This is a genomic window from Pseudomonas sp. IT-P44, assembly GCF_949768225.1.
In the GTDB taxonomy this organism is placed as follows: Bacteria; Pseudomonadota; Gammaproteobacteria; order Pseudomonadales; family Pseudomonadaceae; genus Aquipseudomonas; species Aquipseudomonas migulae.
Genome location: NZ_CATKQM010000011.1, coordinates 1 through 26,886 on the forward strand (window position 1 = coordinate 1; position 26,886 = coordinate 26,886).

The 26,886-nt window shown below is 55.3% G+C and carries 30 protein-coding genes and 2 pseudogenes; 19 read left to right on the forward strand and 13 right to left on the reverse strand.

The window, feature by feature from the left end; translation table 11 throughout:
- The 5 genes and pseudogenes from ACM6IO_RS05865 to ACM6IO_RS05885 form a co-directional block, all read right to left on the reverse strand.
- Positions 1-120: pseudogene (locus tag ACM6IO_RS05865) on the reverse strand (phage tail protein); the annotation flags it as partial.
- Positions 117-578, reverse strand: coding sequence for a head completion/stabilization protein (locus ACM6IO_RS05870; RefSeq protein ID WP_414911127.1), 462 nt, complete (start codon positions 576-578; stop codon positions 117-119). The pseudogene ACM6IO_RS05865 and the gene ACM6IO_RS05870, both read right to left, overlap by 4 nt.
- A gap of 101 nt (positions 579-679) precedes the next feature.
- Entirely contained in the window at positions 680-1,396 is a 717-nt protein-coding gene (gpM, locus tag ACM6IO_RS05875) for a phage terminase small subunit (RefSeq protein ID WP_414911128.1), read from the reverse strand.
- Positions 1,396-2,412, reverse strand: coding sequence for a phage major capsid protein, P2 family (locus tag ACM6IO_RS05880; RefSeq protein ID WP_414911129.1), 1,017 nt, complete (start codon positions 2,410-2,412; stop codon positions 1,396-1,398). Before ACM6IO_RS05880 ends, gpM begins: the two co-directional genes overlap by 1 nt.
- A gap of 1 nt (position 2,413) precedes the next feature.
- Positions 2,414-3,316 (reverse strand): GPO family capsid scaffolding protein, encoded by a 903-nt coding sequence (locus ACM6IO_RS05885; protein ID WP_414911130.1) that lies wholly within the window; start codon positions 3,314-3,316, stop codon positions 2,414-2,416.
- A 162-nt stretch (positions 3,317-3,478) separates the two neighbouring features.
- Here ACM6IO_RS05885 and ACM6IO_RS05890 point away from each other — a divergent pair, with 162 nt between their 5' ends.
- The 3 genes from ACM6IO_RS05890 (at position 3,479) to ACM6IO_RS05900 (ending at position 6,655) form a co-directional block, all read left to right on the forward strand.
- Positions 3,479-5,542 (forward strand): terminase large subunit domain-containing protein, encoded by a 2,064-nt coding sequence (locus ACM6IO_RS05890; RefSeq protein WP_414911131.1) that lies wholly within the window; start codon positions 3,479-3,481, stop codon positions 5,540-5,542.
- Entirely contained in the window at positions 5,454-6,332 is an 879-nt protein-coding gene (locus ACM6IO_RS05895) for a phage portal protein (protein WP_414911179.1), read from the forward strand. The genes ACM6IO_RS05890 and ACM6IO_RS05895 overlap by 89 nt, the downstream gene beginning before the upstream one ends.
- A gap of 65 nt (positions 6,333-6,397) precedes the next feature.
- On the forward strand, positions 6,398-6,655 hold the full coding sequence (locus ACM6IO_RS05900) for an ogr/Delta-like zinc finger family protein (protein ID WP_414911132.1): 258 nt from the start codon (positions 6,398-6,400) through the stop codon (positions 6,653-6,655).
- 34 nt (positions 6,656-6,689) lie between these two features.
- Here the strand turns inward: ACM6IO_RS05900 and ACM6IO_RS05905 are convergent, their stop codons facing one another.
- Positions 6,690-6,875, reverse strand: coding sequence for a hypothetical protein (locus ACM6IO_RS05905; protein ID WP_414911133.1), 186 nt, complete (start codon positions 6,873-6,875; stop codon positions 6,690-6,692).
- 101 nt (positions 6,876-6,976) lie between these two features.
- The gene (locus tag ACM6IO_RS05910; RefSeq protein WP_414911134.1) at positions 6,977-7,327 is read right to left on the reverse strand and encodes a helix-turn-helix domain-containing protein; all 351 of its coding nucleotides are present in this window, start codon (positions 7,325-7,327) and stop codon (positions 6,977-6,979) included.
- Between the two features lie 84 nt (positions 7,328-7,411).
- Here ACM6IO_RS05910 and ACM6IO_RS05915 point away from each other — a divergent pair, with 84 nt between their 5' ends.
- The 10 genes from ACM6IO_RS05915 (at position 7,412) to ACM6IO_RS05960 (ending at position 13,207) form a co-directional block, all read left to right on the forward strand.
- On the forward strand, positions 7,412-7,624 hold the full coding sequence (locus ACM6IO_RS05915; RefSeq protein WP_414911135.1) for a DNA-binding protein: 213 nt from the start codon (positions 7,412-7,414) through the stop codon (positions 7,622-7,624).
- Between the two features lie 29 nt (positions 7,625-7,653).
- Positions 7,654-8,133: a YmfL family putative regulatory protein gene (locus ACM6IO_RS05920; RefSeq protein WP_414911136.1), complete on the forward strand. Its 480-nt coding sequence runs from the start codon at positions 7,654-7,656 to the stop codon at positions 8,131-8,133.
- A complete protein-coding gene (locus ACM6IO_RS05925) occupies positions 8,130-8,492 on the forward strand; it encodes a hypothetical protein (protein WP_414911137.1) in 363 nt (120 codons plus the stop codon). Before ACM6IO_RS05920 ends, ACM6IO_RS05925 begins: the two co-directional genes overlap by 4 nt.
- A gap of 75 nt (positions 8,493-8,567) precedes the next feature.
- Positions 8,568-8,807 carry a hypothetical protein gene (locus ACM6IO_RS05930; protein WP_414911138.1) on the forward strand — a complete coding sequence of 80 codons (240 nt, stop codon included), beginning with the start codon at positions 8,568-8,570 and terminating at the stop codon, positions 8,805-8,807.
- Positions 8,804-11,587, forward strand: a complete 2,784-nt coding sequence (locus tag ACM6IO_RS05935) for a toprim domain-containing protein (RefSeq protein WP_414911139.1) — start codon at positions 8,804-8,806, stop codon at positions 11,585-11,587. The genes ACM6IO_RS05930 and ACM6IO_RS05935 overlap by 4 nt, the downstream gene beginning before the upstream one ends.
- Positions 11,588-11,601: 14 nt before the next feature.
- A complete protein-coding gene (locus tag ACM6IO_RS05940) occupies positions 11,602-11,892 on the forward strand; it encodes a hypothetical protein (protein WP_414911140.1) in 291 nt (96 codons plus the stop codon).
- Positions 11,893-11,990: 98 nt separating this feature from the next.
- The gene (locus tag ACM6IO_RS05945; RefSeq protein WP_414911141.1) at positions 11,991-12,272 is read left to right on the forward strand and encodes a hypothetical protein; all 282 of its coding nucleotides are present in this window, start codon (positions 11,991-11,993) and stop codon (positions 12,270-12,272) included.
- Positions 12,265-12,690: a DUF2528 family protein gene (locus ACM6IO_RS05950; protein WP_414911142.1), complete on the forward strand. Its 426-nt coding sequence runs from the start codon at positions 12,265-12,267 to the stop codon at positions 12,688-12,690. Before ACM6IO_RS05945 ends, ACM6IO_RS05950 begins: the two co-directional genes overlap by 8 nt.
- 3 nt (positions 12,691-12,693) lie before the next feature.
- The gene (locus ACM6IO_RS05955; protein ID WP_414911143.1) at positions 12,694-13,011 is read left to right on the forward strand and encodes a hypothetical protein; all 318 of its coding nucleotides are present in this window, start codon (positions 12,694-12,696) and stop codon (positions 13,009-13,011) included.
- Between the two features lie 13 nt (positions 13,012-13,024).
- A complete protein-coding gene (locus ACM6IO_RS05960) occupies positions 13,025-13,207 on the forward strand; it encodes a helix-turn-helix transcriptional regulator (RefSeq protein ID WP_414911180.1) in 183 nt (60 codons plus the stop codon).
- A 6-nt stretch (positions 13,208-13,213) separates the two neighbouring features.
- On the opposite strand, the gene ACM6IO_RS05965 is transcribed toward ACM6IO_RS05960, so the two are convergent.
- Positions 13,214-14,413: a tyrosine-type recombinase/integrase gene (locus ACM6IO_RS05965; RefSeq protein WP_414911144.1), complete on the reverse strand. Its 1,200-nt coding sequence runs from the start codon at positions 14,411-14,413 to the stop codon at positions 13,214-13,216.
- Between the two features lie 492 nt (positions 14,414-14,905).
- On the opposite strand from ACM6IO_RS05965, the gene ACM6IO_RS05970 reads away from it, so the two are divergent.
- A complete protein-coding gene (locus ACM6IO_RS05970) occupies positions 14,906-15,460 on the forward strand; it encodes a magnesium transporter (RefSeq protein WP_192228681.1) in 555 nt (184 codons plus the stop codon).
- A 52-nt stretch (positions 15,461-15,512) separates the two neighbouring features.
- Here ACM6IO_RS05970 and ACM6IO_RS05975 read toward each other — a convergent pair whose 3' ends face one another.
- From ACM6IO_RS05975 to ACM6IO_RS05995, 5 genes are read right to left on the reverse strand one after another with little or no spacing between them, the layout of a single operon-like run.
- Complete coding sequence (locus tag ACM6IO_RS05975) at positions 15,513-15,830, reverse strand: cytochrome C oxidase subunit IV family protein (protein WP_007988247.1); 318 nt, start codon at positions 15,828-15,830, stop codon at positions 15,513-15,515.
- A 54-nt stretch (positions 15,831-15,884) separates the two neighbouring features.
- A complete protein-coding gene (locus ACM6IO_RS05980) occupies positions 15,885-16,595 on the reverse strand; it encodes a heme-copper oxidase subunit III family protein (protein ID WP_008036192.1) in 711 nt (236 codons plus the stop codon).
- Positions 16,596-16,601: 6 nt separating this feature from the next.
- Positions 16,602-17,294 carry a cytochrome c oxidase subunit 3 gene (locus ACM6IO_RS05985; protein ID WP_008036190.1) on the reverse strand — a complete coding sequence of 231 codons (693 nt, stop codon included), beginning with the start codon at positions 17,292-17,294 and terminating at the stop codon, positions 16,602-16,604.
- The gene (gene ctaD, locus ACM6IO_RS05990; protein WP_414911181.1) at positions 17,291-19,066 is read right to left on the reverse strand and encodes a cytochrome c oxidase subunit I; all 1,776 of its coding nucleotides are present in this window, start codon (positions 19,064-19,066) and stop codon (positions 17,291-17,293) included. The genes ACM6IO_RS05985 and ctaD overlap by 4 nt, the downstream gene beginning before the upstream one ends.
- A gap of 43 nt (positions 19,067-19,109) precedes the next feature.
- Positions 19,110-20,588, reverse strand: a complete 1,479-nt coding sequence (locus tag ACM6IO_RS05995) for a cytochrome c oxidase subunit II (RefSeq protein WP_207286105.1) — start codon at positions 20,586-20,588, stop codon at positions 19,110-19,112.
- A gap of 455 nt (positions 20,589-21,043) precedes the next feature.
- Between ACM6IO_RS05995 and ACM6IO_RS06000 the strand changes: the two genes are divergently transcribed.
- From ACM6IO_RS06000 to ACM6IO_RS06020, 5 genes and pseudogenes are all read left to right on the forward strand, one after another.
- Positions 21,044-21,382, forward strand: a complete 339-nt coding sequence (locus ACM6IO_RS06000; protein ID WP_008036183.1) for a hypothetical protein — start codon at positions 21,044-21,046, stop codon at positions 21,380-21,382.
- 325 nt (positions 21,383-21,707) lie between these two features.
- Complete coding sequence (locus tag ACM6IO_RS06005; RefSeq protein ID WP_414911145.1) at positions 21,708-23,252, forward strand: Fic family protein; 1,545 nt, start codon at positions 21,708-21,710, stop codon at positions 23,250-23,252.
- 118 nt (positions 23,253-23,370) lie between these two features.
- Positions 23,371-24,540, forward strand: a complete 1,170-nt coding sequence (locus ACM6IO_RS06010; RefSeq protein ID WP_414911146.1) for an AAA family ATPase — start codon at positions 23,371-23,373, stop codon at positions 24,538-24,540.
- 1,534 nt (positions 24,541-26,074) lie between these two features.
- Positions 26,075-26,344, forward strand: coding sequence for a short-chain dehydrogenase (locus ACM6IO_RS06015; protein WP_414911147.1), 270 nt, complete (start codon positions 26,075-26,077; stop codon positions 26,342-26,344).
- A gap of 77 nt (positions 26,345-26,421) precedes the next feature.
- A pseudogene (locus tag ACM6IO_RS06020) lies at positions 26,422-26,679 on the forward strand (type II toxin-antitoxin system HicB family antitoxin); the annotation flags it as partial.
- Positions 26,680-26,886: the final 207 nt, after the last annotated feature.

The window sequence follows — 26,886 nt, forward strand, 5'->3', positions numbered from 1 at the left end:
GCCGACGTCGGGCTTCCAGATCAGTTCCAGGTTCACCTGGTCGGTCCAGCTGTCGAGCTGTTCTGGCTCGACCAGGCGGCGCTCGATCAGGTAGGTGGTGAGGGCGCGGAGTTTGATCACAGGAGCGCCGCCGTAATGCGGCCACGGCCTTGCAGCGAGCGAACAGCCTGCTGGCTGAATTCAAGGAACGTCTCGCCACGCTCCGGCAGATCTTTGCCGGTGTTTTCCGCGCTTTCACGGCGGGTGACGGTGGCGAACTGGGTCAGCAGGCTGGCCTTGGCGCGGCAGTAGACGGCGCGCTTGTACGTCGCTACGTGAAATGTGCGCTCGGGCAGCACCGTAGTGTCCGCAGATTCCACGGTGGTGACGCCCACGTTCTGCCATTGGCTTTTGCGCCTGGCCAGATCGCGATTGACCTCGGTCATTGCGGTGATCAGTTCAGCGGCCAGCATGTCGACCAGGTACTCCGCCGGCAGGCGGTAACCCTTCTGGAGCTCGGCCACGGAGAGGTCCGGCCAGAAGCCGTCGTTCTCGATCGCCTGTTCCACAAAGGTCGTGGGTTTCCCGGAAAAGCTCATTGCTGGGCACTCGAATAGGGGCGGGAAAACTGCTTCAGTGGGTCAGGGCCATAAATGGTTGGCTCACATCCACAGTTTCTCGCCGGGGGGGGGTAGTCGGGTTATTCGGCGGCTTGGGTAGCCAGTTCTTTTGCCAGGGCCTTGCGAGCGCCCTCCAGGCGTGTGCCCACACCAACAGCGGCGTGCAGCTCAGTGGCGCGTTCAAAGTGCGTGATGGCCTTCGTCCACTCCCTGGCGTCCAGGGCGCGAATCCCAAGCAGCTTGTGGTACTTGGCCGGGATCTGCTCCGTGAGCTGCCATTCGCCATCGACACGCGGCAACAGGTCGGACACATACGGCTCCGGACTGCGACCGGCCTTCTGCTCACCCTCGGCCCACTCAATCACCGCATCGGCGACAAAGGTCGGCACATCGCGCTTGAAGCGCTCCGGCATTGGCTGGTCTTGCTCCATGGCGAAGTTCGCCAGGTCCAGGCCCGCTTCGAATTGCACCGTGTCGAACAGCCAGACCAGGACCTGCATCACCACCGAGTTCGGGAAACTCAATCCGGAATCGCGGTAGCGCTGCACGTAGTCCAAGTACTTGGGCAGCAGCTCGTCACGCTTGAGCTGCTGACGCAGTTCGCGGCTGTTGATCGCACTGACGCGTTCCAGGTCCTGCGCCAATGCGTCTTCCATCAGCTTCAGATGTTTCTTGGCGTTGGCTGGGCTGGACAGCGCGGTGGCGGATGAATACACCACCGCTTCGGCACCGGCGCGTGCAGCAGCTGCAGGGCCTTCGGCTTGAACGCGGCGCTTGTGCGCCAGTGCCAGGCTCATCAGACCAACTCCACGTTTTCAGCGGCCGCGAATTTCTCCAACTGCTCGATCACGTAGCCTTCGTTGCGGCCGTTGTAATCTTCGACGCGGGAGCGTTTCGGGTTCTCGATCAGGTGACGACGCCAGCTGCTGTCCTGGAAGTAAATCGACAGGTTGTCCCAGCTGGTGACGACCACGGCGTTGACCGGGAAGTGCGGGACGGTGAAAGTCGGCAGACCGCCGTAGGTCGCAATCACCTGGGCGCTTTCGATGCGTTCCTTCTCGGTCGGTTTGCCCGCCTGGTTGGAATACAACTTGGCCTTGTCAGCGGCCAGCAGATCACTGCCGACAATCGCCACCAGGTCGCCACCATCACGGAACACTGAGCTGATCATCTGCTTGGTGTCGTGCACTAAGGCGTCGAGGTTTTCGTAATCGCCGCCGGCACCGAGTTTGATTTTCCCAGCCGTTGCACCTTCGTGCAGGACCTGCTCGGGGATCTGCTCGCGGGCCAATTGCAGCCAACCCTTGTTCACGTCCTGCAACATCGGGTAGGTGGCCAGATTGGTCTGCGCTGCAGCGTGAGTGCCGTGCCAGCCAATCATGATGCGATCCAGGGCGATCTGTTTCTGCACGGCTGCCGAGTAGCGATCGGCGAAGTCCGGGAACTTGGCCCAGCTGTCGATCTTGGCGAACGGCAGACCGACGTCCGACTCGGTGGCGAACAGCTCGTAGCCCTCGCCATTCAGGTCGGAAACATCCTTGGCTTCGCGATCGGTGGTCTTGGTGTTGGTGCGACTGGTCACCGGACCATTCACGCCGAACATGACCTTCTCGCCCTTGATTTCAGTGACCGGAACGACGTTGATGCGCTCGAGGAAGTCCGCACGCTCGGTGATCTTGTCGTTCAGTTCCTGGGCGATACTCGGCTCGACGTTGAACTGACGAGTCACGTCGACGCCATAGGTCTCGCCGATCGCCAAACACAGGGCGGAGTATTGCAACAGAGCGCGGTTGGACAGGGATTTCTGGCTCATATCACAGCACCCGCTTTTTGTTGCCGGCAGGGCCGGTTACGGGTGGAACCTGTCGAGTGGTGACGGTGTTGAACGCCTTGCTCAGCAGTTTCTCGATGTTGGCCAAACGCTTTTCAGCGTTGCCATTACGAGCGAACTCACGATCAGCGGCTGCCTGCTCGACGATGCCGGAAACAGCGGTTTCCACATCGCTGACTTCGTCAACGATGGGATCCACTACCTCTTCGGTGACGGGTTCGATCACGGTCTGAATGCCTGCAGCAACAAGCAACAGCTGCTCCAGCAGTGCCTTCAGCGCCTTGGCTGTAGCTTCATCCATTGGGGGTTTGCTCTCGGTTGGGGTTTGCGGGGATGCGGGGGTTTCTTCGGCGCCGAAGCACTTGAGCAGCCCCGCGAACAACGCGACAAACTTGTTCAGTTCGCCTTGCGGCGGCTCGTCGCGCAGGGGACCAAGCTCGTGGGAGGCGGCGAAGTACGCGGCCTTACTGGTCTTGTTCGAAAAGTAGAGTTCTTGAGTGCCCAGACTGGCCGGTTGATCGGTGACGCCCAGGCCGGTCAGGTAGGCCTTGCCGGTGTTCGCGAAGTTCGGTGTGATCTCGATACTGGTGAACAGCTTTTCGCCCTGGTCGTTTAGCCACAGCAATTTGTTGTTGGGCTTCAATTGGGCCTCGAGGGCAATCTGCCCCGGGGCCAGATCGTCGCCCTCTTCCACCAGGCGCACGGCGAACACGGTGCCGTGCGAACCCGGCCAGCGTTCGTGGTCACACCAGATCACGGCGGTATACAGAGATGGTTTGTAGGTCTCAGCGATATCACGCAGTTCCTGGGGAAGGATCTCGCGGCCATCTACGGTCGGGCCGCTGGTGGCGACACGTTTCCAGAACGAAACAAGGGAACGGGGCATGGGCAATAACTGCGCTCAATCGGTGATTTGAGCCGCCAAGATATGCACCGGCCGACCACCAAACAAACGGTTAACTTTTGAGTTGGTCCTATTTCGCTGATCTAGGTGAATCACGGATTTTAACCCCGCGTTTCCCGCGTTTTCGCCGCATAGACTGCGGCCATGCCATACGCCCCCGAACTTAAAGAAGCCGCCAAACGCCTCTATTTACGCCGCTGCAAGCCGCGTGAAATTCAGGCGCAACTGTCCTTGCCCAACATCCGGATCGTTTACTACTGGATCCGCCAGGGTGAGTGGGACGACATGCTGTCGGATGAAGAACCGCTGACCGCCGTCGGCCGGCGAATCACCTTGCTCCTGGACAAAGCCACGTCGCTGACCAAGGCCGACCTGGACGAGCTCGACCGATTGACCACCGTTCGCGAACGGCTGCTGAAGCAATCGGCGAAACCGGCACCGGCGCCGATCGGAGAGCCGCCGGCGGACGATGGCCAGCGCCGCGACACTCAACGCAGTGACCGTCGGGACCGGGGCGATCGCTGTGACAAAGGCGGGAAGAAACGCGAGAAGAAAGCCAAAAACGAAGTTGGCGAACTGACGGAAGTCGACTTTCTCGACAAGTTCATCAGCAAGATGTACGGCTACCAGAAAGAACTGTTTGCCGCCAAACAGAACCCGCTGACGGCGCGGATCCGCAACATCCTCAAGAGCCGTCAGGTAGGCCTGACCTACTACTTCGCCGGCGAAGCGTTCATGGACGCAGTGCTCACCGGTGACAACCAGATTTTCCTGTCGGCCAGCCGCGCCCAGTCGGAGATTTTCCGCAGTTACATCGTGTCGTTCGCCCAGGAGTGGTTCGGCCTTGAGCTGACCGGCAACCCGATCGTGCTAAGCAAAGACGGCAAGCCGTGGGCCGAGCTGCGCTTTCTCAGCACCAACAGCAGCACCGCCCAGGGCCACCATGGCCACGTCTACGTCGACGAATACTTCTGGATCCGCGATTTCGAGAAACTGAACACCGTCGCCAGTGCGATGGCCACCCACAAGAAGTGGCGCAAGACCTACTTTTCCACACCGAGCGCGGTGTCGCACCAGGCCTATCCGTTCTGGACCGGCGAGAAATTCCGCAACAGCAAACGCAAAAACGCCAAGGATCCGTGGCCCAGCGAAACCCAAGCCGCGGCTGGCACGCTGTGTCCGGACGGGCAGTGGCGCAAGGTCATCACCATCCTCGACGCCATTGCCGGCGGCTGCGATCTGTTCGACCTCGAGCAGCTGCAGCTGGAGTACGACGAGGACAAATTTCAGCAGCTGTTCATGTGCAAGTTCATCGACAGCACACAAAGCGCCTTCTCCCTGGTCGACCTCGAGCGCTGCTATTCCGACTTGTCGCTGTGGACCGATTACGACCCCGACGATCCGCGCCCATTCGGCAACAGCCCGGTGTGGATTGGCTACGACCCGAGCCGCACCCGCGACGATGCCAGCTGCGTGGTTATCGCCCCGCCGCTCGAGGACGGCGGCAAGTTCCGGATCCTGGAGAAACACAGCTGGCGAGGGCAGTCGTTCAAGTACCAGGCCGACCAGGTCAAGAAACTCACAGAGCGCTTCAACGTCCAGCACATCGGCATCGATACCACCGGCATCGGTTACGGCGTGTTCGACCTGGTGCGCGATTTCTACCCGCGTGCGACCTCGATCCACTACAGCCTCGAAACCAAAAACACCCTGGTGCTCAAGGCACAGGACACGATTCAGGGCAGCCGGATCGAGTGGGATGCCGGCTGGAACGACATCGCTCAGGCGTTCCTGACGATCAAGCGCGGTACCACCGGCGGTGGCCAGGTCACATACAGCGCATCGCGCACCGACGCCTCCGGTCACGCCGATATCGCCTGGGCGATCATGCACGCCCTGGCCCACGAACCACTCAACACCAACAAACAGCGGCGCAGCCGCTACACACTCAGCGGACCAAGCACCCATGGGCAAACCAGCAAAAAACCAACCGCAAAAACCAGTACCAGGTCCGATGCGGGCATTTTCATTCGGTGCGCCGGAACAGGTCCTGACCGAGAACATCGGGCATTACCTGGGCGTGTTCGCCACGCACGACGGCAAGACCTACACGCCGCCGGTGTCGCGCCAAGGCTTGGCCAAGCTGCTGCGCGCCAACGCTCACCACGGCGCCATTCCGGGGTTCAAGCGCAATCTGTTGCTGCGTGAGTTCATCGCCTCCGAGGGATGTTCAGTTCAGACCATGAGCCGCGCCGGTTTGGATTTCATGGTGTTCGGCGAGGCGTACTTTTTGCGCAACCGAAACGCTTTCGGCCAGGTGCTACAAATGGATCATCTGCCGACGATCAACATGCGGGTCAGGGTTGGTGGTGGTTTTGTAATGCTGTTGCCGGACGGCAAGGAGGTGGAGTTCGAAGAGGATGAAGTCGAGCACGTCATGAACTACGACGTGGAGCAAAACATTTACGGCGTGCCCGACTACCTGGGCGGCATGCAGGCGCTGTTGCTCAATGAGGCCGCGACCCTCTTCCGCCGTCGCTACTACAGCAACGGCGCGCACGCCGGTTACATCTTCTACACCAACGACCCGAACCTGACCGAAGAAGACGAAGAGTCCCTGCGCGATCAGATCAGCGCGAGCAAGGGTGTGGGTAACTTCCGCTCGATGTTCGTGAATATCCCGGGCGGCGCCGAGAAGGCGATTCAGATCATCCCCGTGGGGGATTTCCAAGCCAAGGATGAACTGGAGAAGGTCAAGAACATCACCCGCAACGACGTGATCGCCGCTTGGCGAATGAACCCCGCGCTGGCCGGCATCATCCCGGAAAACAGCGCCGGCTTTGGCGACATCGAAAAAATAGATCGCGTGTACACCAGCAACGAGATCCGGCCGATCTGTCAGCTGTTCAACCAGTTGAATGACACGCTACGCGAAGACAGGCGATTCACCTGGAAGGAACCAAAAGAGGCAGTTGATTCCACTACATCCAGTGCATAGCTAAGAGATTGCCACTACATATTGTGGCAATATAGTGGCTATTGGCTGCCCTGGGGAGGGACACAATGCGAGTTGAATGCAAATGCGGACACAGAGGGCGGATCGCCTCGAGAGAGAAGCTATCCACGGATTTCGCGAAGCTGTATTGCCAGTGCCTGGACGCAAAGTGCGGGCACACATGGGTGGCGAATCTGACGTTTTCGCACACCTTGAGCCCATCGGCCCAGTCATTCGAAAGGATGTTGTTCGACCGATTGAGGGATATGCCCAGGGCAAAACAGCGTGAGCTATTCGAGCAAATGGGGTCGCAAGCGGTGGCATAAATCGCCGACCCAACAGTGCCGGCGATCAGGTCCATCAGCTGCCGATCGGGTCTTCTGGGGTAGTGGCGAGGACTTCGGACAGCCGCCGTAGTTGAAGTTGCTCCTGCTCATTCAACAAGCGGTACAGACGGATGAGGCGACGTTCAATTTTAGTCAGGCCGAGCCATTCAAATTCCGGGGTTCCAACGAAGACACGTTCGTTGTTCGTGCGATCCAACATGCTTACTACTCCATAAAGTGCATTGCTGAATCGACGTTATCGGGGCGGGAATTGGCTTTAGAACGGGGGGGCGACAAATGTCGTACATGCTTTGTTACAAGTTAAGTCCGCGACCGGGCGGCGTCGTCTGCCATGGCTTTCAGGAATCGGCTGATGGCTTCTTGGTCGAACGGCGTGATGCTTCTGTACTGCATCACAAGCCGATTCTCGACCTCGGAAAGTGCGTCATGCGACATGGTCGTTCGCACGCCGTTGAGAATGTAAGGAATGTCGAACCCGATCTGAGTCGCGGCCTTACTCAAGTAGGACGCCGTCGCATCGCTGGTGCCCGCTTCATAGTTTGCTTGCGTTCGTTTGGCAATTCCGAGTGCTTCAGCCACCTGGTTCTGCGTCATGCCGTGACGCTTCCGCTCTTCTTGCAGCCGAGAACCTATATCTTCAGAAAGATGCAAAATTATTCATCCAGGTCATTTACAAATGCACAGAAGTGCATCATTGTGCATTCCACACCACATGAAATTGCACGGAATTGCACTATGCCCAACACATGCATCACTGAGCAAGCCCGCAAAAAAGCACGTGAAGCCCTGGAGAAGCGCGGTCAATCCGCGAAAGACTTTGCTGAATTGCATGATCTGAACCCCAGCACCGTATACGCGGTGCTGAGTGGCCAGAGTCATTGTCGCCGTGGGGAGGCACATCGCGCCGCCGTATTACTCGGCATCAAAGACGGCGTGATCGAACAGTAATGGCACCGGCCCACAGGGAAAAGCAGAACATGAAAAGCTCAGTTCTAAAGACTCGGCGTCAGGTAGTCAGCGCAATCATCTGCGCCTACCCAGGCGGGCGCGAATGTGCGGCAGCTCGCATTGGTCTGTCACTCAAGAAATTTGATAACCACGCCTATGAGAACAACAACAGCCGCCCCCTGACTGACGCCCAGCTCTACCAGCTGGAACAGGAAGCCGGCACTCAGCATTTACCCAACTACGTGGCGGCGATGTATGACGGATTGTTCGTTTCGGTCGCAGATCCAGAGACATTGGACAATGTCGAGATGTACTCCCTTTCTGTGCAGGTTGCGGCTAAGCGCGGATGCGTTGACCAAGAAATTGCAAAGGCATTAGCGGACGGTTGCATTTCAGAAACCGAAGCAGAACACATCCTCAATGCCCACAACCTTCACATGGCTGCACGTCACGCCGAAGTGCTGGCTGCCATAGACCTGTACCGCAATAAATCGGGGGGTGCTCAATGAGCAACGTTTCCACAGATATGGACTATCAGGACACCATTCGCGCAGCAGCGCTGGCGTTCCTCGAACGTCACCAGGGCGAGCACCTAGGCGATCTGGGGCAGTTTCTTTCCCGAACAGTCAATCATTTGGTCGAAAGCCTCGAAGTCAAAGAGTCGCTCGCTACGCACCTGGTCCACCATGCCTACAGCGACCTTATGACGATAAACACACGCCAACAGATCGACCTGCAGGCGAGCTCGGACTACACCGTTGTGATCACTGACCCCATTCGCGGTTGCACCTGGTCAGTGCCTGCCTACTTGATCTACGAACACCTGATTGCTGCCGGCCACGGCAGACGCATCACCCTCGCTACCTAACACCCCTTTACCAACGTCCCGAGCCCTACACGCCCGTGGGTTTGGGTGAGCTTTGCCTGATACCGAGGTTTGACTATGGGAAACGCCGTAATTGTCACCACTCAAATGCCTCCGGCCCACGCCGAAGCGCTACTGGCTGCCATACGTGCTCAGTACCTGATGAGCCTGAACGAACATTGGTACGCAGATGAATATCGCTACGTCCCTCAGATCGCACGACACAAATCGATCCTCGAAAAATCCCCGGTGATGGCAGCCCAGAAAAGCCTGATGGCCGCCCTATCCCTCAGCCTTAAAGCAGTGAAACAACTATGAGAGACGATCTGCGAAACGATGTCCTGCAGCGCCTCGAGTCCGATTACGGCTTGAAGCATCGCCCAAGCACCGACTACATGCGCGGCGGGACTTGCCCGAAGTGCAACCAAAAAACGCTATTTACACGACACACAGCACCTTGGCTGGTGATCTGCGGCCGCCCTGAAAAGTGCGCCCACACGCTGCATGTGAAAGAAATTTATGAGGATTTGTTCGAGGACTGGAGCAAGCGCGCACCTGCGACAGAGAGCGCCCCTACAGCAACTGCCCGGGCATACATGGAGTTCGCCCGTGGTTTTGACATCGGCCTAGTTGCCGGCTGGTTTACCCAGGAAACCTACTACTCCCGCGAACTCGACGCTGCCAGCGCTACCGTTCGCTTCGCCCTGGATAAAGGCGGGTACTGGGAACGCCTGATAGACAAGCCAGCGCGCTTCGGAAAACAGAAGGCCCGTTTCAAATCCGGCGACAGCTACAAAGGCGTTTGGTGGTGCCCACCCTGCGTTGACGTGCTCGAGGTAAAAGAACTGTGGATAGTTGAGGGGATCTTTGACGCGATCGCTTTGGTGCATCACGACATTTCCGCCGTGTCGGCTATGTCATCCAATGCTTTCCCAGAGGCGTCACTGAAAGCGCTGTTGCGCGATCGGGCAGACGACTTGCCCAAGTTGGTATGGGCGCTCGACAACGAGCCAGGCGCACAGCTCTACACCCGCAAGTGGGTAAAGATGGCTCGCGAACTGGGCTTTATTTGCGAGGCTGCGCAGATCCCACAGCGCGATGGGCGCAAGGTCGACTGGAACGATCTACATCAGCGCTGGGCTTTTCTCGACATCGATAAGCGAGCCGACCAGGTAGCAAGCGACATCAAAGCCGCTCGACACGAAGGTGCGCTGCTCATCGCTGAGAGCGCTGCCGAAAAAGCTCTGCTCATGTACGACTGGCAGGAACGTAGCGAGTTTTACTTGCGGTTCAACAGTCGCCTTTACTGGTTCAAGTTGGACATGGAGAAGTTCAACCGGGCCGTCCAGGAACTGGAAGGCGATGATGAGAGCGAAGATCAGCTTCTGAACAAAAAGCAGATCCGTGGAAAGGCCCTGCAGCAGTCCGGCATGGTAATCGAGATCGCGAACTGCTTTCCCCAGGCCCTCTATTACCAACGAAACGAGATCACCGACGAGTCCTGGTACTACGTACGTGTCGACTTCCCGCACGACGGCGGTAGCGTCAAAAACACCTTCACCAGTGGCCAGCTCACTGCAGCCAGCGAGTTCAAAAAACGACTGCTCGGTATGGCCGCAGGCGCCATGTACACCGGCAGCGGTCAGCAGTTGGACAAGATCATGAAAGATCAACTGTTCGGCCTTAAAACGGTTTCGACGATCGACTACATCGGCTACAGCAAGGAGAACCATTGCTACCTCTATAGCGACGTGGCCATCAAGGACGGCAACGTCTACCCAATCAACAACGAGGACTATTTTGAGTTCGGCAAGCTGCGCCTAAAGTCACTGCAGAAAGGCGTCAACGTGAAGGTGCAGCGCGACAACAAAAACTACAACGAAGAATGGTTACGTCTGTTGTGGATCTGCTTCGGTACCAATGGCACCACAGCCCTGCTGTTTTTCTTTGGCTCATTGTTCTGCGAACAGATCCGCACCCGATTCGAGTCATTCCCGTTTATGGAACTCACCGGACAGGCCGGTGCAGGCAAAACAACTCTACTCAAGCTGCTTTGGAAGCTGCTCGGCCGCCCGGGTTATGAAGGCTTCGACCCAATGAAATCGACCAAAGCAGGCCGCTCACGGTTGATGGGGCAGGTATCTGGCATGCCCGTCATCTTTCTTGAGTCCGATCGGAAAGACGACGACAAAAACCACGTGAAAGCTTTTGATTGGACCGAGCTGAAAGACTTCTACGGCGGTGGCACGTTGGCTACCAAAGGCATGAAAACCGCCGGCAATGAGACTTATGAACCGCCGTTTCGGGGCACGATCGCCATCAGTCAGAACGCCGCGGTGGTCTCCGAAGAAGCCATCATGACCCGTATCACCAAGCTGCATTTCGTTCGACCGACTGTCACGCCAGAGAGCCGTGCAGCCGCTGAACAACTGACGGCCTTGGACGGCTCGATTCTTAGCCATTTCCTACTGAAATCACTGCGCAAAGAGGCAGCGATAATGGAGATGTTTGGGCAAAAGATGCCTGGGCACGAAACCACACTGCAGCGTTTGAACACCCATTGTTTTGCATGCGGCACGCCGTTTACTGCCGACAGCAGCTGCAGTAAGTGCAAGAACGAACTGCGCGGTTCAATCCGCGTAGAACGGATCATCAAGAACCATGCTCAGTTGTTAAGCCTGCTGGACAGCATCCAACTGGTGTTAACGCTCAGTGACGCCCAGGTGACAGCGACGCGCCGACAAATTATTGAAATGGCGCTTGAGCGGCAGAGCACGACAAGTGCAGATCATTCCGACGTGGCGGAGTTCTGGCAGGTCTACGAATACCTCGAGTCGATCTATGACGACCCGATGGTCAATCACAGCAAGAACAAAGATGTGATTGCTATCAACCTCAACGAGTTTGCAGAGCGGGCCGCTGAACACCGTCAAAAGCTGGCCGACGTCTCGCGCCTTAAAGACTTGCTCAAAGAATCCCGCAGCCGTCCCTACCTCGACTACAAGGCCGTGGATAGCGCCGTGCGCTCAGCCCAGGCCATTCGCAATTCATCAGTAGTCCGATGCCCAACGGTGAAGTGCTGGATCTTCAAAGCCTAATCAGGAGCGATCAAATGCAAATTCAAGTGATCACCAGTTCACACACCGGAGCTTCCCCAGATCTGATCGGCTTCGTGGTGGCAGGACTTAAGGAAACCGCCGACGGCCTCCCGATCGTACACGCCGACGCCTACGCCACCGATGGCCTGCTGGGGATTTTGGAAGTACGAGCTGCTCGAGGCGAGCGCGAGATTCTTGTCATCGGCTGTTCACGTGACCAGGTGCAAGCCGTCCTGGAGTGGAATTCCTGCGACGACGAAGGGGAGTTTGAAGATTTGGTAATTCACCTGGTGCGCAAGGCTTGAGGCGAACCACCGGTAGTTGACGCCGGCGAACGCCGGTAAACGAAGGATGTCGAGGAGTTCGTACCTCCCCGACACCAACCACCACAGAGGGCAACACGATGAAAGCGATACACCAAAGCAGTAGCGGTCCAAAGGCTACCACATCGACCAATGACGGCGCTCAGGCGGCGCGGCATCTGATGGCCATCCGGATCGTCGGAACAGCGCTGTTTGATTACCAGGTGTGCAAGACACCTGATGCGCGGATCCGCCTTGAGTCGCTGGCCACCATGGCACAAGCCCAAGGGGATCTGACCGACGTTGAAGCGCTTGTCGTCGCCCAAGCGCTCGCCATTCCCACCAAATCTATCCAGCAACTGCAGGGCCGAAATCATGTCTGAGCAAACTAATATCAAGCGCTTCAAAGTGAGCGAATCCTGGAAAGACTTCGAGGTGCTGCTCGAGGTCAATCTCGATGTGCTCACGTCTGAGCGGGCAACAATGATCAACCACTACTTTTCCGACAATCAAACTCGATTGATAGATGAAAACGACGATGTTGTGCGCGTCGCGATCAGACTCGCCGGCTCTACCATAATTAGGGCCATGCTCGAACAAGGCGGTGCAGGGTTCACTCCCACTTTCAAAAATGTGTTTGGCGATAACCCAGGATCCAGTTGGACCCGTGACCTACACAGCGCAGAGGGTTTTGGCGGCTGCGAAGCGGACGAGCAGCCATATGGCTGGTGCGGTATGCGGGTGATCGGCGCCCAGGTCGACGTGCCGGGCTACTTCGACGTCGATCTGGTGGAGGCTTAACCTATGGAAATCAAAACGATCGACTGGAACGAAGCGTCAAAGCGTGGATTGATTGTGCGTATTAACAGCGAAATTCTGCACCCGCTTGGCCTGGCTATGTGCCGCAATGTGGAGGATGGAACATCGCCCCATCTGCTGGTATCAGATGATGGTGTTTGGGTGTATGAGCATCCCGCGCCGGTGGCGATCGATGAAACGGCTGAGTTTCTCAAAGCGTGGCCAGAGATCAGTAAACACGGTATTGATAATGGATGGCGCGGTGTCGCAAGTGCTGCATGGAAGGCACGCGCAGCGCTCTCAGGAGGGAAATATGCTGGGTAAGTTGGATCGTTTCATGCGTGAAAGGGACGTTATCGAAGTCACGTCTCTTTCACACTCCACCATCTGGCGTGCCATGAAGGATGGGCGGTTCCCCCGACCTGTTCTGATATCCCCCGGCCGCGTCGGGTGGCGGGAGTCTGCAATTATCGCCTGGCAGAACAACCCTGCAGGATGGAGAGCCAAAGAGGCCGCGTAAGCGGCCTCACTCCGTTGCAACGATGTTCTTCTGCAACCACAACGACCAACGCTGCAGGCCTCGCTGCTTTTCTTTGAAGTAATCGTATCGGTCGTAGTGTTTGGACGACACATCATTAAAGGCGTGGCCCTGGATCCGATCGCGCAACTCCTTTTCCAGGCCCGCTACTCCCATCAGCGTTTTACAGGTCCGTCGAACATCGCGGAGTGTGAACGGCCCGTCGAACAGCTTTGTATGTCGGCTGTAAAGCTTGGTCACCGCCCTGGACAAAGACTGAGTGTGCAGCGGCTTGTCTTCCATCTTCCCCATGAACCGATAGGCGCTCGTTTCGCTGATCTCATCCAGCGTCTTCAGGCTTTGCCGCATCAGTCTGTTGTAAGGCACCGCGTGCAAAATCCGCTCACCGTCGACGCCCTTGAGATTACGGATAACCAGGTGATCGTCGAAGTACTGCTTGCGCGTGGTGCCCAGGAGTTGCTGGGGGCGCTGACCACCCGATGCGATCAGGAACTTGATCAGTTCAGACGTCACCAGTGAAAGCTGCTCTGGGAGAAGGTTCCATAGCGACTTGAGCTCAGCAACGGACAACGCCCGGTTACCTGGTTGTTCCCAATCGGCCTGTACAGGGATGCTGGCCACCGGATTGCTCAGCAGTCCGAACTGAACCTTGTTCTGCAGATAGTTACGCGGGTTGTGCTCTTGCTCCAAACCCAGCTGGAACGCTGCGTGCAGTTGCGATCGCACGCGGTTGCAGTAGGTGGTTATGCCGTTGTCGATCATCCGCGCAATAACAGTGCGGATCTCGACCGGTCCAATCATCGCTACCGGGCGCTGGGTCATTTGCGGAAAAGGTTTAGTCACATAGCGCTCAAACGAACTTTTGACGTCTTCGACCGATGCGGCATTTTCAGCGCGAAGCTTTGCGATGTAGTTGTCCATGAGCTGCTGGAACGTGCCCGCTGAAATCACCAGTTCCTTTTCTTCACGGCAACTGTCCCGGGCAACGGTCAGGCTCAAGGCTGGCCAAGTGCCTAGCTTCGTGAGTTTCTTCTTCCCACCAACGAAGCGCTGGAAATAGAACTCCTTTGTCCCGTTCGGACGAATCTTGAGTAGCAGTACGCCCTCTCCCCTCGCACTGCGCCCGTCCGACATGACGTATGGCTTTTCCCGTGGCTGCAGCGCCCGTATCTGCTTATCCGTGAGCATAGGTGTCTCGTCCTGGCAGTTGGTGACAGTTCGTGGTGACAGTTAGCCGGAACTACTGTGGCCCGAGCTGAACGAGCACTGAATGCCCCACCACGCTGAAAGGCGCGATTCTACTGGGCTTAGGGGGGTTAATGATATTCCCCGGCAGATGATGGCATTACGCCAATAATAGTTTCCCAAGCTGATAACGAGGGTTCGATTCCCTTCACCCGCTCCAATCGAATTTTGTCTCACGTTGAGTTTTTGACGGGGGATGCAGGAACACAAAAAACCGGTCCAAGTGACCGGTTTTTTTGTGCCCTGAATATGGAGTCCCGCAAGGCCAGCCGCCCCGATGCCCCTACCCTGCCCGCACGCCATGCGGTGCTATACTTTTTCATGGCTTGAACGAAGCGCAAGCGTTGCCCACGGGTACCGATACCGACTGCAAATTCCGGCAAACAGCTGCAAGACAGAGGAGGTCTACGGCAAGCACGGGATGGGAGGTGTGGCATGAATCGACACTATTACATCAGTGACAATCTCGACGACCTTGAAGCCGTTGAAAATGAACTGGAAGCCAACGGCATCAACTCCGAACAAATCCATGTGCTCAGCGAACATGTGGCTGATGTTGAACAACATCACCTGCACGAGATCAACTCGCTGATGGAGCAGGATGTCGTTCACTCTGGCGAAATCGGTGCGGTGATCGGTTTGCCACTCGCCGCGTTGGTCCTTGGCGGCGCCTACTGGCTAGGCTGGACCGAATCCGTCGCAGGCTGGATGCCTTTTATCTTTCTCGCCGTTGTTATATTCGGCTTCTGCATCTGGGAAGGCGGTTTTTTTGGTATTCAGGTGCCAAACGCTCACTTCCGCAGTTTTAAACAGGTGGTAGAAGAGGGAAAACACATTTTCTTTGTGGACGTCGAGCCGAACCAGGAGCCGGTATTGGACGGGGTTATCGAACACCATCCACTGCTGAAGATCGCCGGTACGGGCACGGCAGCCCCTCACTGGACAGTCGCCTGGCTGCACAGGTGGCATCAGTTCAAACGAACGATATAACGGCATTGGTTGCCGATCAGTCCCTGGAGGCTCAAGGTCGTCCGGGCGTTTCCTATTGACCGAAGAAAATCACCCGGCTGAGAAACACATAGTCTGCCTCGGTGGCCATCAGTCCGACAAGCACCAGCAAACACAACGGTGGCACCAGGATGGCGTAGACCATGGCCAATCGTTCCCAGGCCATGTGCATGAAGATGGAGACGATCAAACCGGCCTTCAGCAACATGAAGGTGATGATCAGGGCCCAGCGAAGGTAGCCGTGGAAGTGAAAGTAATCGACCAGGTACGACAGGGTACTGAGGACGAATAACAGCCCCCAGATTTTCAGGTACAGGCTGATCGGATGTTGCTGACCTTGAGCATGCGCCATCATCAGTGCTCCTCTGCGGATCCTGCTCTCCCCTTCATGAACAGCGTCCCGGACTTACCATAAGTAGAAAAACGCAAAAATAAACACCCACACCAAATCCACGAAGTGCCAGTACAGCCCGGCTATCTCGACGTTTTGATAGTTTCCGGAGCGCTCATAATCTCCCCGCAATACTTTCCTCGCCACAATGCTGAGGTAGAGGGCACCGATGGACACATGCAGCCCGTGAAAACCGGTAATCATGAAAAAGCTGGCGCCAAATTGCGCCGCCCCCATGGGGTTCCCCCAGGGACGTACCCCTTCTGCGATGAGCTTGCTCCATTCAAATGCCTGCATGCCGACGAAGGTCACGCCCAAGGCAGCGGTCGCCAACATCAGGGCGGTGGTTTTCGCGCGATCACGGCGATAGGCATAGTTCACGGCCATGGCCATGGTGCCGCTGCTGCTGATCAGCACAAACGTCATGATGGCGATCAGAATCAGCGGGATTTCTCGACCGCCGATGGTCAAGGCGAACACTTCACTGGGGTTTGGCCAGGCCGTGGTGATGGTCATGCGAACCGACATGTAGCCGGTCAAGAAACAGGTGAATATAAACGTGTCGCTGAGCAGGAATATCCACATCATCGCCTTGCCCCAAGGCACCTGCTTGAAAGCCTCCTTGTCCGAGGCCCAGTCATTGGCGATGCCTTGCCATCCTGGTGCAGACGGCGAGCCGAGGGGATTGGATGAGCTTTCGCCTGGAGCTTGTGGATGCGATGCCATGGCTGATCACCTCAAGCCGCAGAGTCTGGCGATGGCTTCATAAGTCTGTGGCGTGCTGGTCAGCAAAGCGAATAACACAATCCACAGACCCAACAAGTAATGCCAGTAGATGGCACAGAGTTCGACGCTGGCGCTGAGTTGCGGCAACGGCACGCGACTCAGGAATCTGGCGACGGTCCTGCCCCAGGCAAACAACCCGCCCAGCAGGTGGAGCCCGTGCACACCGGTCAACAGGTAGAAGAAGCTATTGGCCGGGTTGCTGGCGACAAAGTAGCCCCAGGCGACAAACTGCTGCCAGACCCAGAACTGCCCCGCCAGAAAGGCAATTGCAAATACCCCTCCCACTACAAAGCCAATGACCGTTGCGTTCAGCCGAGCCTGGCGAGCGGCCATGCGCGCCCACTGCAACGCGATGCAACTCAACACCAGAAATGCCGAATTCACCCAGAGTTGCCATGGATTGGCTAACGGCGCCAAGGGCTCTGTCAGGGGTAGCCAGTCGGACATTTGTGAACGGGCGATAAAGGCCAGCAGAAAGAGAAAGAACAACGAACTCACCACGACCAGAAACAGGCGCAGGCCTATTTTTGCGGTCTGGTTTCGATTGGCACCTTCAGCGGACTGAATCCCTTCGGGATCACGACTCCAGCTGCCGTTGGGGTCCGCGCCGTCGGCGTTTTTCAACAGCAGTCTGTTCATGTTTTAACGTCCGCTGCCCGGGTTCCGGCACTGAGCTGTCGCATCTGTTCCAGCTCCTCGGCAGAGATTGTTTGCGGCACGAAATCCTGTTCGATCCCCGGAACGCTGTAGTCATAGGCCCAACGATGCACGACCGGCAGCTTCGCGCCCCAGTTACCGTGAATAGGCGGGGTGTTCGGCGTTTGCCATTCCAGGCTGGCCGCGCCCCACGGGTTGCCGCCGGCGGGCTTGCCCTTGAATGTGCTCCAGGCCAGGTTGAACACAAACAGCAACTGGGAAACGCCGACGGTCAAGGCCACCACCGTAATGAAAGCATTCAACTCTTGCGCCGACTGCGGGATGAACGCGTAGTTGTCATAAGCGTAATAACGGCGCGGCATGCCCTGGAAACCCAGGTAGTGCATGGGGAAGAAGATGGCGTAGGTGCCCAGAAAAGTAATCCAGAAATGCAACTTGCCCAGCGTGTCATTCAACAGGCGCCCGGTGACTTTCGGGAACCAGTGATAAATGCCGCCAAACACCACCAGTACCGGCGCGACGCCCATGACCATATGGAAATGGGCGACGACGAAATAGGTGTCCGAGAGCGGAATGTCCACGATCACATTGCCGAGAAACAACCCGGTCAGGCCACCGACCAGAAAGGTGACGATAAAGGCCAGGGCAAACAGCATCGGCACGGTCAGATGAATGTCGCCGTGCCACAGCGTCAGTACCCAGTTGTAGACTTTCAGGGCGGTCGGCACCGCGATGATCAAGGTGGTGACGGCGAAGAAAAAGCCAAAGTACGGGTTCATTCCGCTGACATACATATGGTGCGCCCAGACCACAAAGCTGAGTACGCCAATCGCGATAATGGCCCACACCATCATTCGGTAACCGAAGATATTTTTCCGTGCATGGGTGCTGATCAGATCCGAGACCAGGCCAAACGCCGGGAGCGCAACGATGTAGACCTCCGGGTGGCCGAAGAACCAGAACAGGTGCTGGAACAAGATGGGGCTGCCCCCTTGATGATCGAGCTGCTGCCCCAGCGAGACCATCGCCGGCATAAAGAAACTGGTGCCCAACAGTTTGTCGAACAGCATCATGACGGCGCTGACGAACAACGCCGGGAACGCCAGCAAGGCCATGATCGAGGCCATGAAAATTCCCCACACGGAGAGCGGCATGCGAAACAACGTCATGCCGTGGGTGCGCGCCTGCAACACCGTGGTGACGTAGTTCAACCCGCCCATGGTGGCGGCAACAATAAAAATCGCCAGAGAGACGAGCATCAGGACGATGCCCCACTCGACCCCCGGTGTCCCCTGAGTAATGGACTGTGGCGGATAGAGCGTCCAGCCCGAACCGGTGGGGCCGCCCGGGACAAAGAAACTGGAGAGCAACACCACGACTGCCAGCAGGTAAAACCAGTAGCTGAGCATGTTGACGTAGGGGAAGACCATGTCGCGGGCGCCCACCATCAGCGGGATCAGATAGTTGCCGAAGCCCCCCAGAAACAAGGCCGTCAGCAAATAAATAACCATGATCATGCCGTGCATGGTCATCGCCTGGTAATAAGCACTGGCGTCCATGAACGCCAAACTGCCGGGGAAGCCGATCTGCATGCGCATCAAGCCGGACAGCACCACGGCGATAAGACCCACGAACAGCGCCGTCAAGGAATATTGAACGGCAATGACCTTGTGGTCCTGACTCCAGATATATTTGGTCAGGAAACTTTTCGGCTCGTGCAGTGCCTCTGTTTCGGCTTGCTCCGCATAGGCCATCACGTCATCCTCCGGCCGAAGTTTCAGTGTGTTTCTGGCGGCTTTACGGCGACTTCCCTGGCTCAGCCTTGCTCGATTCAGCGTCAGCATTCGCTTTGGATTTGATAAAAGCGATCAGGGCGTTCAGCTCCTTGTCGCTGGGCGTGAAGGGCGGCATGACAGCTGCGTAGCCCTTGACGATTTTGGCAGCGGGATTGAGAACCGACTCTTTCAAATAGCCCTCATCGACCTTGATGCTCGTACCGTCGGCAAGGGTTTCTGCCTTGCCATACAGGCCCTGCCAACCGGGGCCGATACCCTTGCTGCCATCGACACTGTGACAGGCCAGACAGCCGAGCGACTGCGCCAGCCGCTGTCCCTGTGCCACCAGGTCGTCACCTGAGCCCGACACGTCGCCGGTAGACGGTTCTTCGGCTGGCTGCCCGGCACCCAGCGATTTGATCAGGGCGATGAGAGCAGCCAATTCATCATCCTTGAGAGTATAGGCCACCATCACCGGCGGGTAGCCTTGCACCAGGCGGGCCTTCGGATCGAGGATCGACTCTTTGAGGTAAGCCTCATCGACCTGCACGCTGCTGCCATCGGCGAGTTGTTCGGTGCGGCCGTACAAGCCCTTCCATCCCGGGCCGAGACTGGCACTGCCATCCTGGCTATGGCAGGCATGGCAGCCGTATTGCTCGACCAGTTGGCGACCTTTTTCCAATACGCTGTCCCGACCGGGCCTGGCGGCCGTGGTCAATGTCTGCGCAAAGGTCGGCTGGCTGCCCAGCCATTGCGCGAAGGCGGCCTGGTCGACCACGATCATATTGCCGCGCATATTGTAATGACCGACGCCGCAATACTCGGCACACAGCACTTCATACTTGCCCATGACAGTTGGCGTAAACCAGAAGTACGACACCATTCCCGGCACCATGTCCATCTTGCTGCGAATCTGCGGTATATAAAAATTGTGCAGAACATCTTTGGAACGCAACAAGACTTTCACCGGTTGATCGACCGGAAGACGAACCTCATTACTTCTGACTATTACATCGTCCTGCCCAACAGGGTCCTTGGGGTCAAGACCGAGTGGATTGACCGAATCAACAAGCTTGATATCCGACTTCCCCAACTTCCCGTCCTGACCCGGAAAACGAAAAGCCCATTGCCATTGCTGGGCGACCACCTCAAGTTCATACGCATTTTTGGGCACCCGGATGAAATCGTTATAAACAACAAGACCCGGCGCCAACATCCCGGCAATCCCGATCGACGTCACGACAATCAGCCAGAATTCCAACCGTTTATTTTCGGGCTGGTAGGCGGCCCTGACGCCCTCCTTGTGACGGAAACGCATGACGGCCACCGCCATGAACACGGTGATGGCGATGAAAAATATCCCGCTGATGACCAGCGTGATGAACAGCGTGGTGTCTATTGAACCCCAATTGGAAGCGGGTGGTGCCGCATGCCAGGGCGCTAATAAATGGAAGAGCACGGATGCAATAACGATCAGGACAAGAATAATTGCCATTGCCATTTTGCCTTCTTCCTATTCCTGTCACTCATTGGCATGCATAAGCATCCCCACAGAACAGCAGCGTCTAATCACGACTCATCCGACGCCAAAACAGGCTGATCCAATACCACCTTTCGTCGTGGCAAAGTTCGCTGAAAGTATAGTTCATGGCCGCTACAGACGCTGTTGCTACAAGGCCCGCGCATCTGGATATTCCAACTTTGGCATCAAGCTGATTACTTAAAATCCATTCGCTATATCTAACTGTCTCTATTAAGTAACACCCCTTCAGACTAATCAGGCGCGCAGAGACATCGAGTAAGCGAAACGCGGTGGCCAGCTATAATTAGTATCTGTGTTACGCAGGCAGGGATCGGCTGAAAATGCCACTGAAGACGGTCCTTGCCGGGTATAGCGGTCAGACCCATGACGGCTAAGAGCTACAACGTCCAGCCGTCCACAACGGAGATTTCGTCATGAGTGCCTTGACGATCGAAGGCTGGTGCAAATTCAACGGTGCACAAAAATCGACCCCCATAGGTGAAATCCATTTTTACGTCGATGGCCCCCTCCACCGGGGCCTGGAAGAGGCTGAAGAACGCTTGCAGGAGACCCATGAAAAGGAAGCCATGGTTGACGTCGACATGAGCACACTGGAGTTGATCTTGCCAGGGGGATACGGGCCTTTGTCCGACTGCCAGATGCGCGTCTATATCCACAACGAGCGCGGTCAGTTTCATCTGGTGGGACATCGAGCGAGTGATGGCTGCCTGATCTACAGCAACGCGGTTTTGGTTGATCAGTTGATTGATTAGCGGCTAAGGGATTTTCGGTCCTCAAATGCGCGGAAGGGGCGGACGGAAAGAGTGGCGTCTGCCCTGTTTCATCAACGTGTCAAAACCGGCTTTGATGGCCGGTTTTTTTGTGTCTGGTGTTTGGTGAAATCAGGTGTGGGTAATCGAGTCAGCTGCTGGGATAGGAGCAGCTAAGCTATAGCTTGTTAGCGTTTTTTTTCAAAAACACGAATTTAGTATCGAATTCCCTCTCGAATTATTATTTTCACATCGGCAAAAATTAGCGTTTTCGCATAAGATCGGCATTCTGTTAACGTTTTTCTTGCCCCGATAAAGGATTTCGTCAATGCAAGTCGGTTTCAAGACCCTCGCGAATCGTTATGACATCGCACTGGTGCAACCACTGCGTGTCGAGTCGATGATTGGCACTGTTCGTGTCAGCCGCGAAATTGACGGAAATGTGGAGAACCGGTATCCGCCAAGCTACCGGCCCGCAGACGATTTCGCAGGGCATTTCGAATTCGGTCTCAAGTACGAAGAGATTCATCTAGAGTTTTTTGCTCGCCTGTTTGCGGCGATAGGCTCGCAGCCTATCGAAGACTGGTGTCGACGAGAGCCTTTCGGCCAGTACGCCCGACGCACCGGGTTCCTTTACGAATGGCTGACAGGGGAACGTCTGGATGTGCCCGACGTGGCCAATGGCGCCTATGTCGATGCACTTTCACCCCAGAAGTACCTGACTCGTCGCGAGCCGTTGCGAACGCGGCGCTGGCGAATCAATAACAACCTGCCAGGGACGCCTGAGTTCTGCCCTTTGGTTCGTCGTACGGCGTCAGTGCAGGAGGCTTTGCAGTTCGATCTACGTGCTGCATTGGCCGAGTTGGATCAGGCCTTTGGCGCCGACATCCTTATGCGTACCGCCAGCTGGTTGACGTTCAAGGAATCGCGCGCAAGCTTTCTCATCGAAAAGGAAGCCGACCAGGCCGATCGTATCCAGCGGTTTGCGCATGTCATTGCCCAGCACTGCGGCCATATCGAAAACCCGTTGAGCAACGCCAGCCTGCAGTCTCTGCAATCCGGCATTCTGGGGCGTGATGCCATCGGACTCGGCTTGCGGCGCTCTCCTGTGTTTGTGGGTCAGGCCACGATGCGCGAGGACATCGTTCATTACATCGCTCCCCATTTCTCGGACCTTGCGCCACTGTTGGCAGGACTCAACGAGTTCGAGCTCGCAACCCGTGGTGAGGAGTCACTGGCACGAGCCGCTGTGTTGGCATTTGGCTTCGTCTATATCCACCCCATGCGCGATGGCAACGGCCGGATTCATCGCTTCCTGATCAACGACACCTTGATTCGGGATAAGGCAGTGCCCGACGGCGTGATCCTGCCGGTGTCAGCCACCATCACCAGTTCGATCGACTTCCGGGCCGGCTACGATCGCACGCTCGAAGTGTTCTCACGACCGTTTATGCGACGTTACGCGACGGCCTATCGGTTCGGTGAACTCGTGACCTACGAGGATGGCACGCTCAGCAATTTCATCTTCGATGAATACGAGGACGCCTGCTTTGCCTGGCGGTATCCCGATCTGACCGAACACGTCCTGTACACCGCACGCGTCGTCGAGCACACGATTCGAACGGAAATGGCGGATGAAGCGAGAGTGTTGGTGATTTTTCAGCGGGCTCAGGAACAGTTGAAAGAGGTGCTGGAGATGCCTGACCAGGATGCGAATCGGATGATTCGCTCCATCAAGGAGAATGGCTGGGTGGTGTCTGGTAAGTTGAAGAAAGGGTATCCGCAGCTTGAAGATGAGAGCGTGGCGGAGCGTGTTGTGGAGGCTGTGCGTTCTGCATTTGAAGACTGCGGGAGGAGAACTATTGAAGATTGATTTTCGATAAAACGGATAAAGTGCGGGAGAAAAGACTGTCTTTTTTTTCAGCCGTATAGTATTTCAGATCGACATATGTTTTTTTTAAAAGCAGAGCATCAGCCCAAGGAAGATCGCATTGAAAATAGAAAAAATAACTATTAGAGATGTAGGTGGAATAAATAATCTCTCACTACCTCTCAATCCGAGAATGAATATTCTATGCGGCCCTAACGGCATAGGAAAAACTACGATACTAGAATGCATCGCCCATTGCTTCTCTAACGGAGAAACTTTAATTTTACGGCGAAACGTTTTAGCAGAGAGCAGCGAAATCCAAGCCGAACTCATACATAATTCAGTTGAGATCCCGGTAAATTTCACCTTCACACAGTACGAACCAAATGAAGGAGCTCAGATACACGGAAACACCACATATTCAGGCTACCTGCTTTCTCTGAAAACAACTCGAACATTCGCGTATGCACCATTACAATCTATTAACAGAGATGTAGATAAACCAATTTATTCCATTTGGCAAGAAAGCCGGAACGGTGTAAGCGTACACGACATAAAAAACTGGTTCGTAAATCGTTACTTATACTCAGCTCATCCCGGAGCACTCTCAGAAGCACAAATGGAGAATTTTGAACTAGCAAAAAAATGCTTTTCCGCACTAAATTCTGAATTTTCGTTTAACAGAGTGATCGCTTCCACGAATGAGATACTGGTGGACTCACCAAGTGGGTCAATCTATTATGAATTCCTGTCTTCTGGCTTCAAGTCCTGCCTTGCAATTTTCTTTGGAATCATAAAGGAGATAGAGTTCAGGTTCGCAGGAGTTAGGGCTGTGGATTTTGAAGGAATAGTCCTGATTGACGAAGTCGAACTTCATCTTCACCCTGAGTGGCAATATAAAATAGCAAACTTATTGACTGAAATCTTCCCAATGATTCAGTTTGTCGTAACAACTCACAGCCCGCACGTCATTCAATCTGCAGAGCGTAATCAGATACTGGCTCTGGAAACGCAAAATGGTCGCGTGAATTTTCGACCGTTACCTCAATCAGATTATGGCTTTAAAGGATGGACGGTCGACGAAGTCCTCACTGACGTCATGGGGATGACAGATACACGGACGCGACTTTTCAATCAACTAATGGAAGAGTTCACAACTGCAGTTGATGAAGAAAACAAAGCTGGTGCAGAGCTTGCTTTTGCAAAAATAGACAATTCACTTCACCCACTAAGCCATGTCCGCAAGCTACTGAGGCTGCAATTGACATCAATTGCGAGCGAACAACAATGATCAAACTGGAACGTAACTTTCATCCCACATGCCTAAATCCAACTGAAGTGGAGCGACTGACCGAGATTTTCAAAGAGAAAAACACTTCAGTTTGGAACTTCAGCGAATTAAAAGAAGCGTTACTTAAAACAAGTTTCGGAAAATGCGCCTAGTGCGAATGCGACCTTACAAAAGAAAGCAAATACATGGAAGTTGAGCATTTTTTAGATAAGGACACATTTCCTGATCAAGTCGTAATCTGGCCAAATCTACTGCCATCTTGCAAGAGATGCAACGGGTCAAAAAGCGGGCATAACGTGGTTACAGATCCGATAGTCAATCCATATACAACGAATCCACGCGACCATTTTGAATTCCGACTGTACAGGCTTCGCCCGAAAACAAACATAGGGATAGAAAGTTTAGATGTGCTTGACTTGAATAATTCATCACGCGCTGTAATGGTGCGATTTGAAATCGGCGAACGATTGCACGAGACATTATCTAAAGCTAGGGAGAGGCTCGAAACCTACCTTAACAATCTTTCAACCAGATCGAGAAACCGCTTAATTGGAAGCGTTAAAGGAGTGTTAAAGGAGTGCCAGTCGGAGTCTGAGTATGCCGCGACTTCCGCCACAATTTTACATTCGGATTTGGAATACAAACACGTAAAAATCGAGTTACAAAGACTCGGATTATGGGATCAAGAGCTAATTGATCTTGATAGCGCCTCACTTTCATTAAAGTTGGATGAGTGCTAGAAATCAGTTCAAAACATGATAACAAAAAGGACGGTACACCACCGTTCTTTTTTAATCGCCGCGCCACTCACATATCATTCATTTATTGCTAGTCCATTGCGCCCCCCACCAATTTCCCCTTTGTTGCAGCCCGTCATTTATCTATATGAAAGTTTTTAAGGATGGTAGTGCTTCGTGGTAAATCGCCATGTGCTTCTCCTTGGATCTAGTCTTCATTTATTTGTCCAGCCTGCTGCTCCCCTTAGGTTCGCGGATGTCGCGCAGGGTAAAGGGGCCATTAAATTTCTTCGTATGGTAAGAAAAAAGCGCCGGACAGACTTTCCGCCCCCAGCAGCGCTGTGTTGCAGCAGAGTTGATGCCTCTGTATCCAAACGCACAAACCGGCCCAAGTGGCCGGTATATTGTGGGCTGGATTTTGTGAACCGCTGATTCCTCATGCCCATAAACCAGTGGCACGAAAATGACCGTTTCTCAGAAAAAGCAAGGTCCTACACGACTCTGGGAATTGTCCGTAGACTTGTCCATTGCTGCGCCTTTGTCATGAGACCTATAGTCCGAGCGCGCCCAAATGGCGTATTGGGTTTGGCGACTCGATGACTGGCACAAAAGCCTCCGAGGATTTCTCGGAACGCTTTTGAATGCACTTGGCTGCCTTGTTTTTGGTAGCTGTGCGTGGGAGACCCCAGGGTCTGCCGGTTTTGCCGTGTCCCGGTTCGCCAACCCGCGTACAGTTACCACCCTATTGTTTGGCGACGATTGAGTGGTAGATCTTCCCTTAGATATGGTGATCACTCATGAATGACTACATGGCTCTAACTAGCAACGCCGACGACCTCCCCACCTTCTACGTCAACACCACTCAACCGCTGCATTCCCTTCTCAGCTCAGCCCGCTACAGAATCGGCGCAGTAACGCAGGTCCTGGAAAACCTCGCGATGCGCGGTGAAATCATTACCGACTCGGTAATTCTCAGCGACTTCGCACTGCTCTGCTCCATACCGCTACGTGATGGCTGCGATGTGATGGATGTCATCGCACGACGTATGGATGCGGAACCGTCCTGACGCTAAACAGCGGCGCCTTTCGGGGCGCCCTTTGCGTTTTCAGCGTCAGTAACCGGATCAGCAGGAGAACAGTGAACATGCTTTATCCGATAGCGATTTCAATTGGCGATGGCAAACACGCGTGGGGCGTGGATATCCCGGATGTCCCGGGTTGTTTTTCCGCCGGCGAAGATCTGGACGATGCAGTGGCTATGGCGCGCGAAGCCATTCAGGGTCATTTCGAAATACTGGCTGAAAACGGTTTACCGATTCCACCTGCCAGCAAAATCACGCTGCACACAGCCAATCCGAAGTACGCTGAATGTGTCTGGGAAGAAGTAGAGATCTCCATATCCAACGTTCAACGCTGAGCACTTCGGCGCCCCACGTATAGTTTCCGTATAGATCCCCACCAGCCAGTAAAGAAGCCGTAGCGCCCCCTCAAACCCACCCCAAAACCACCTACCCTGCCCTCTCACCTTTCACGCAGAGATCAGCATGGACAATTCAGAGTTGGGGCTCATGATCATTTCAATGATCGGGTTATTCGGCTTTGCGTCGTT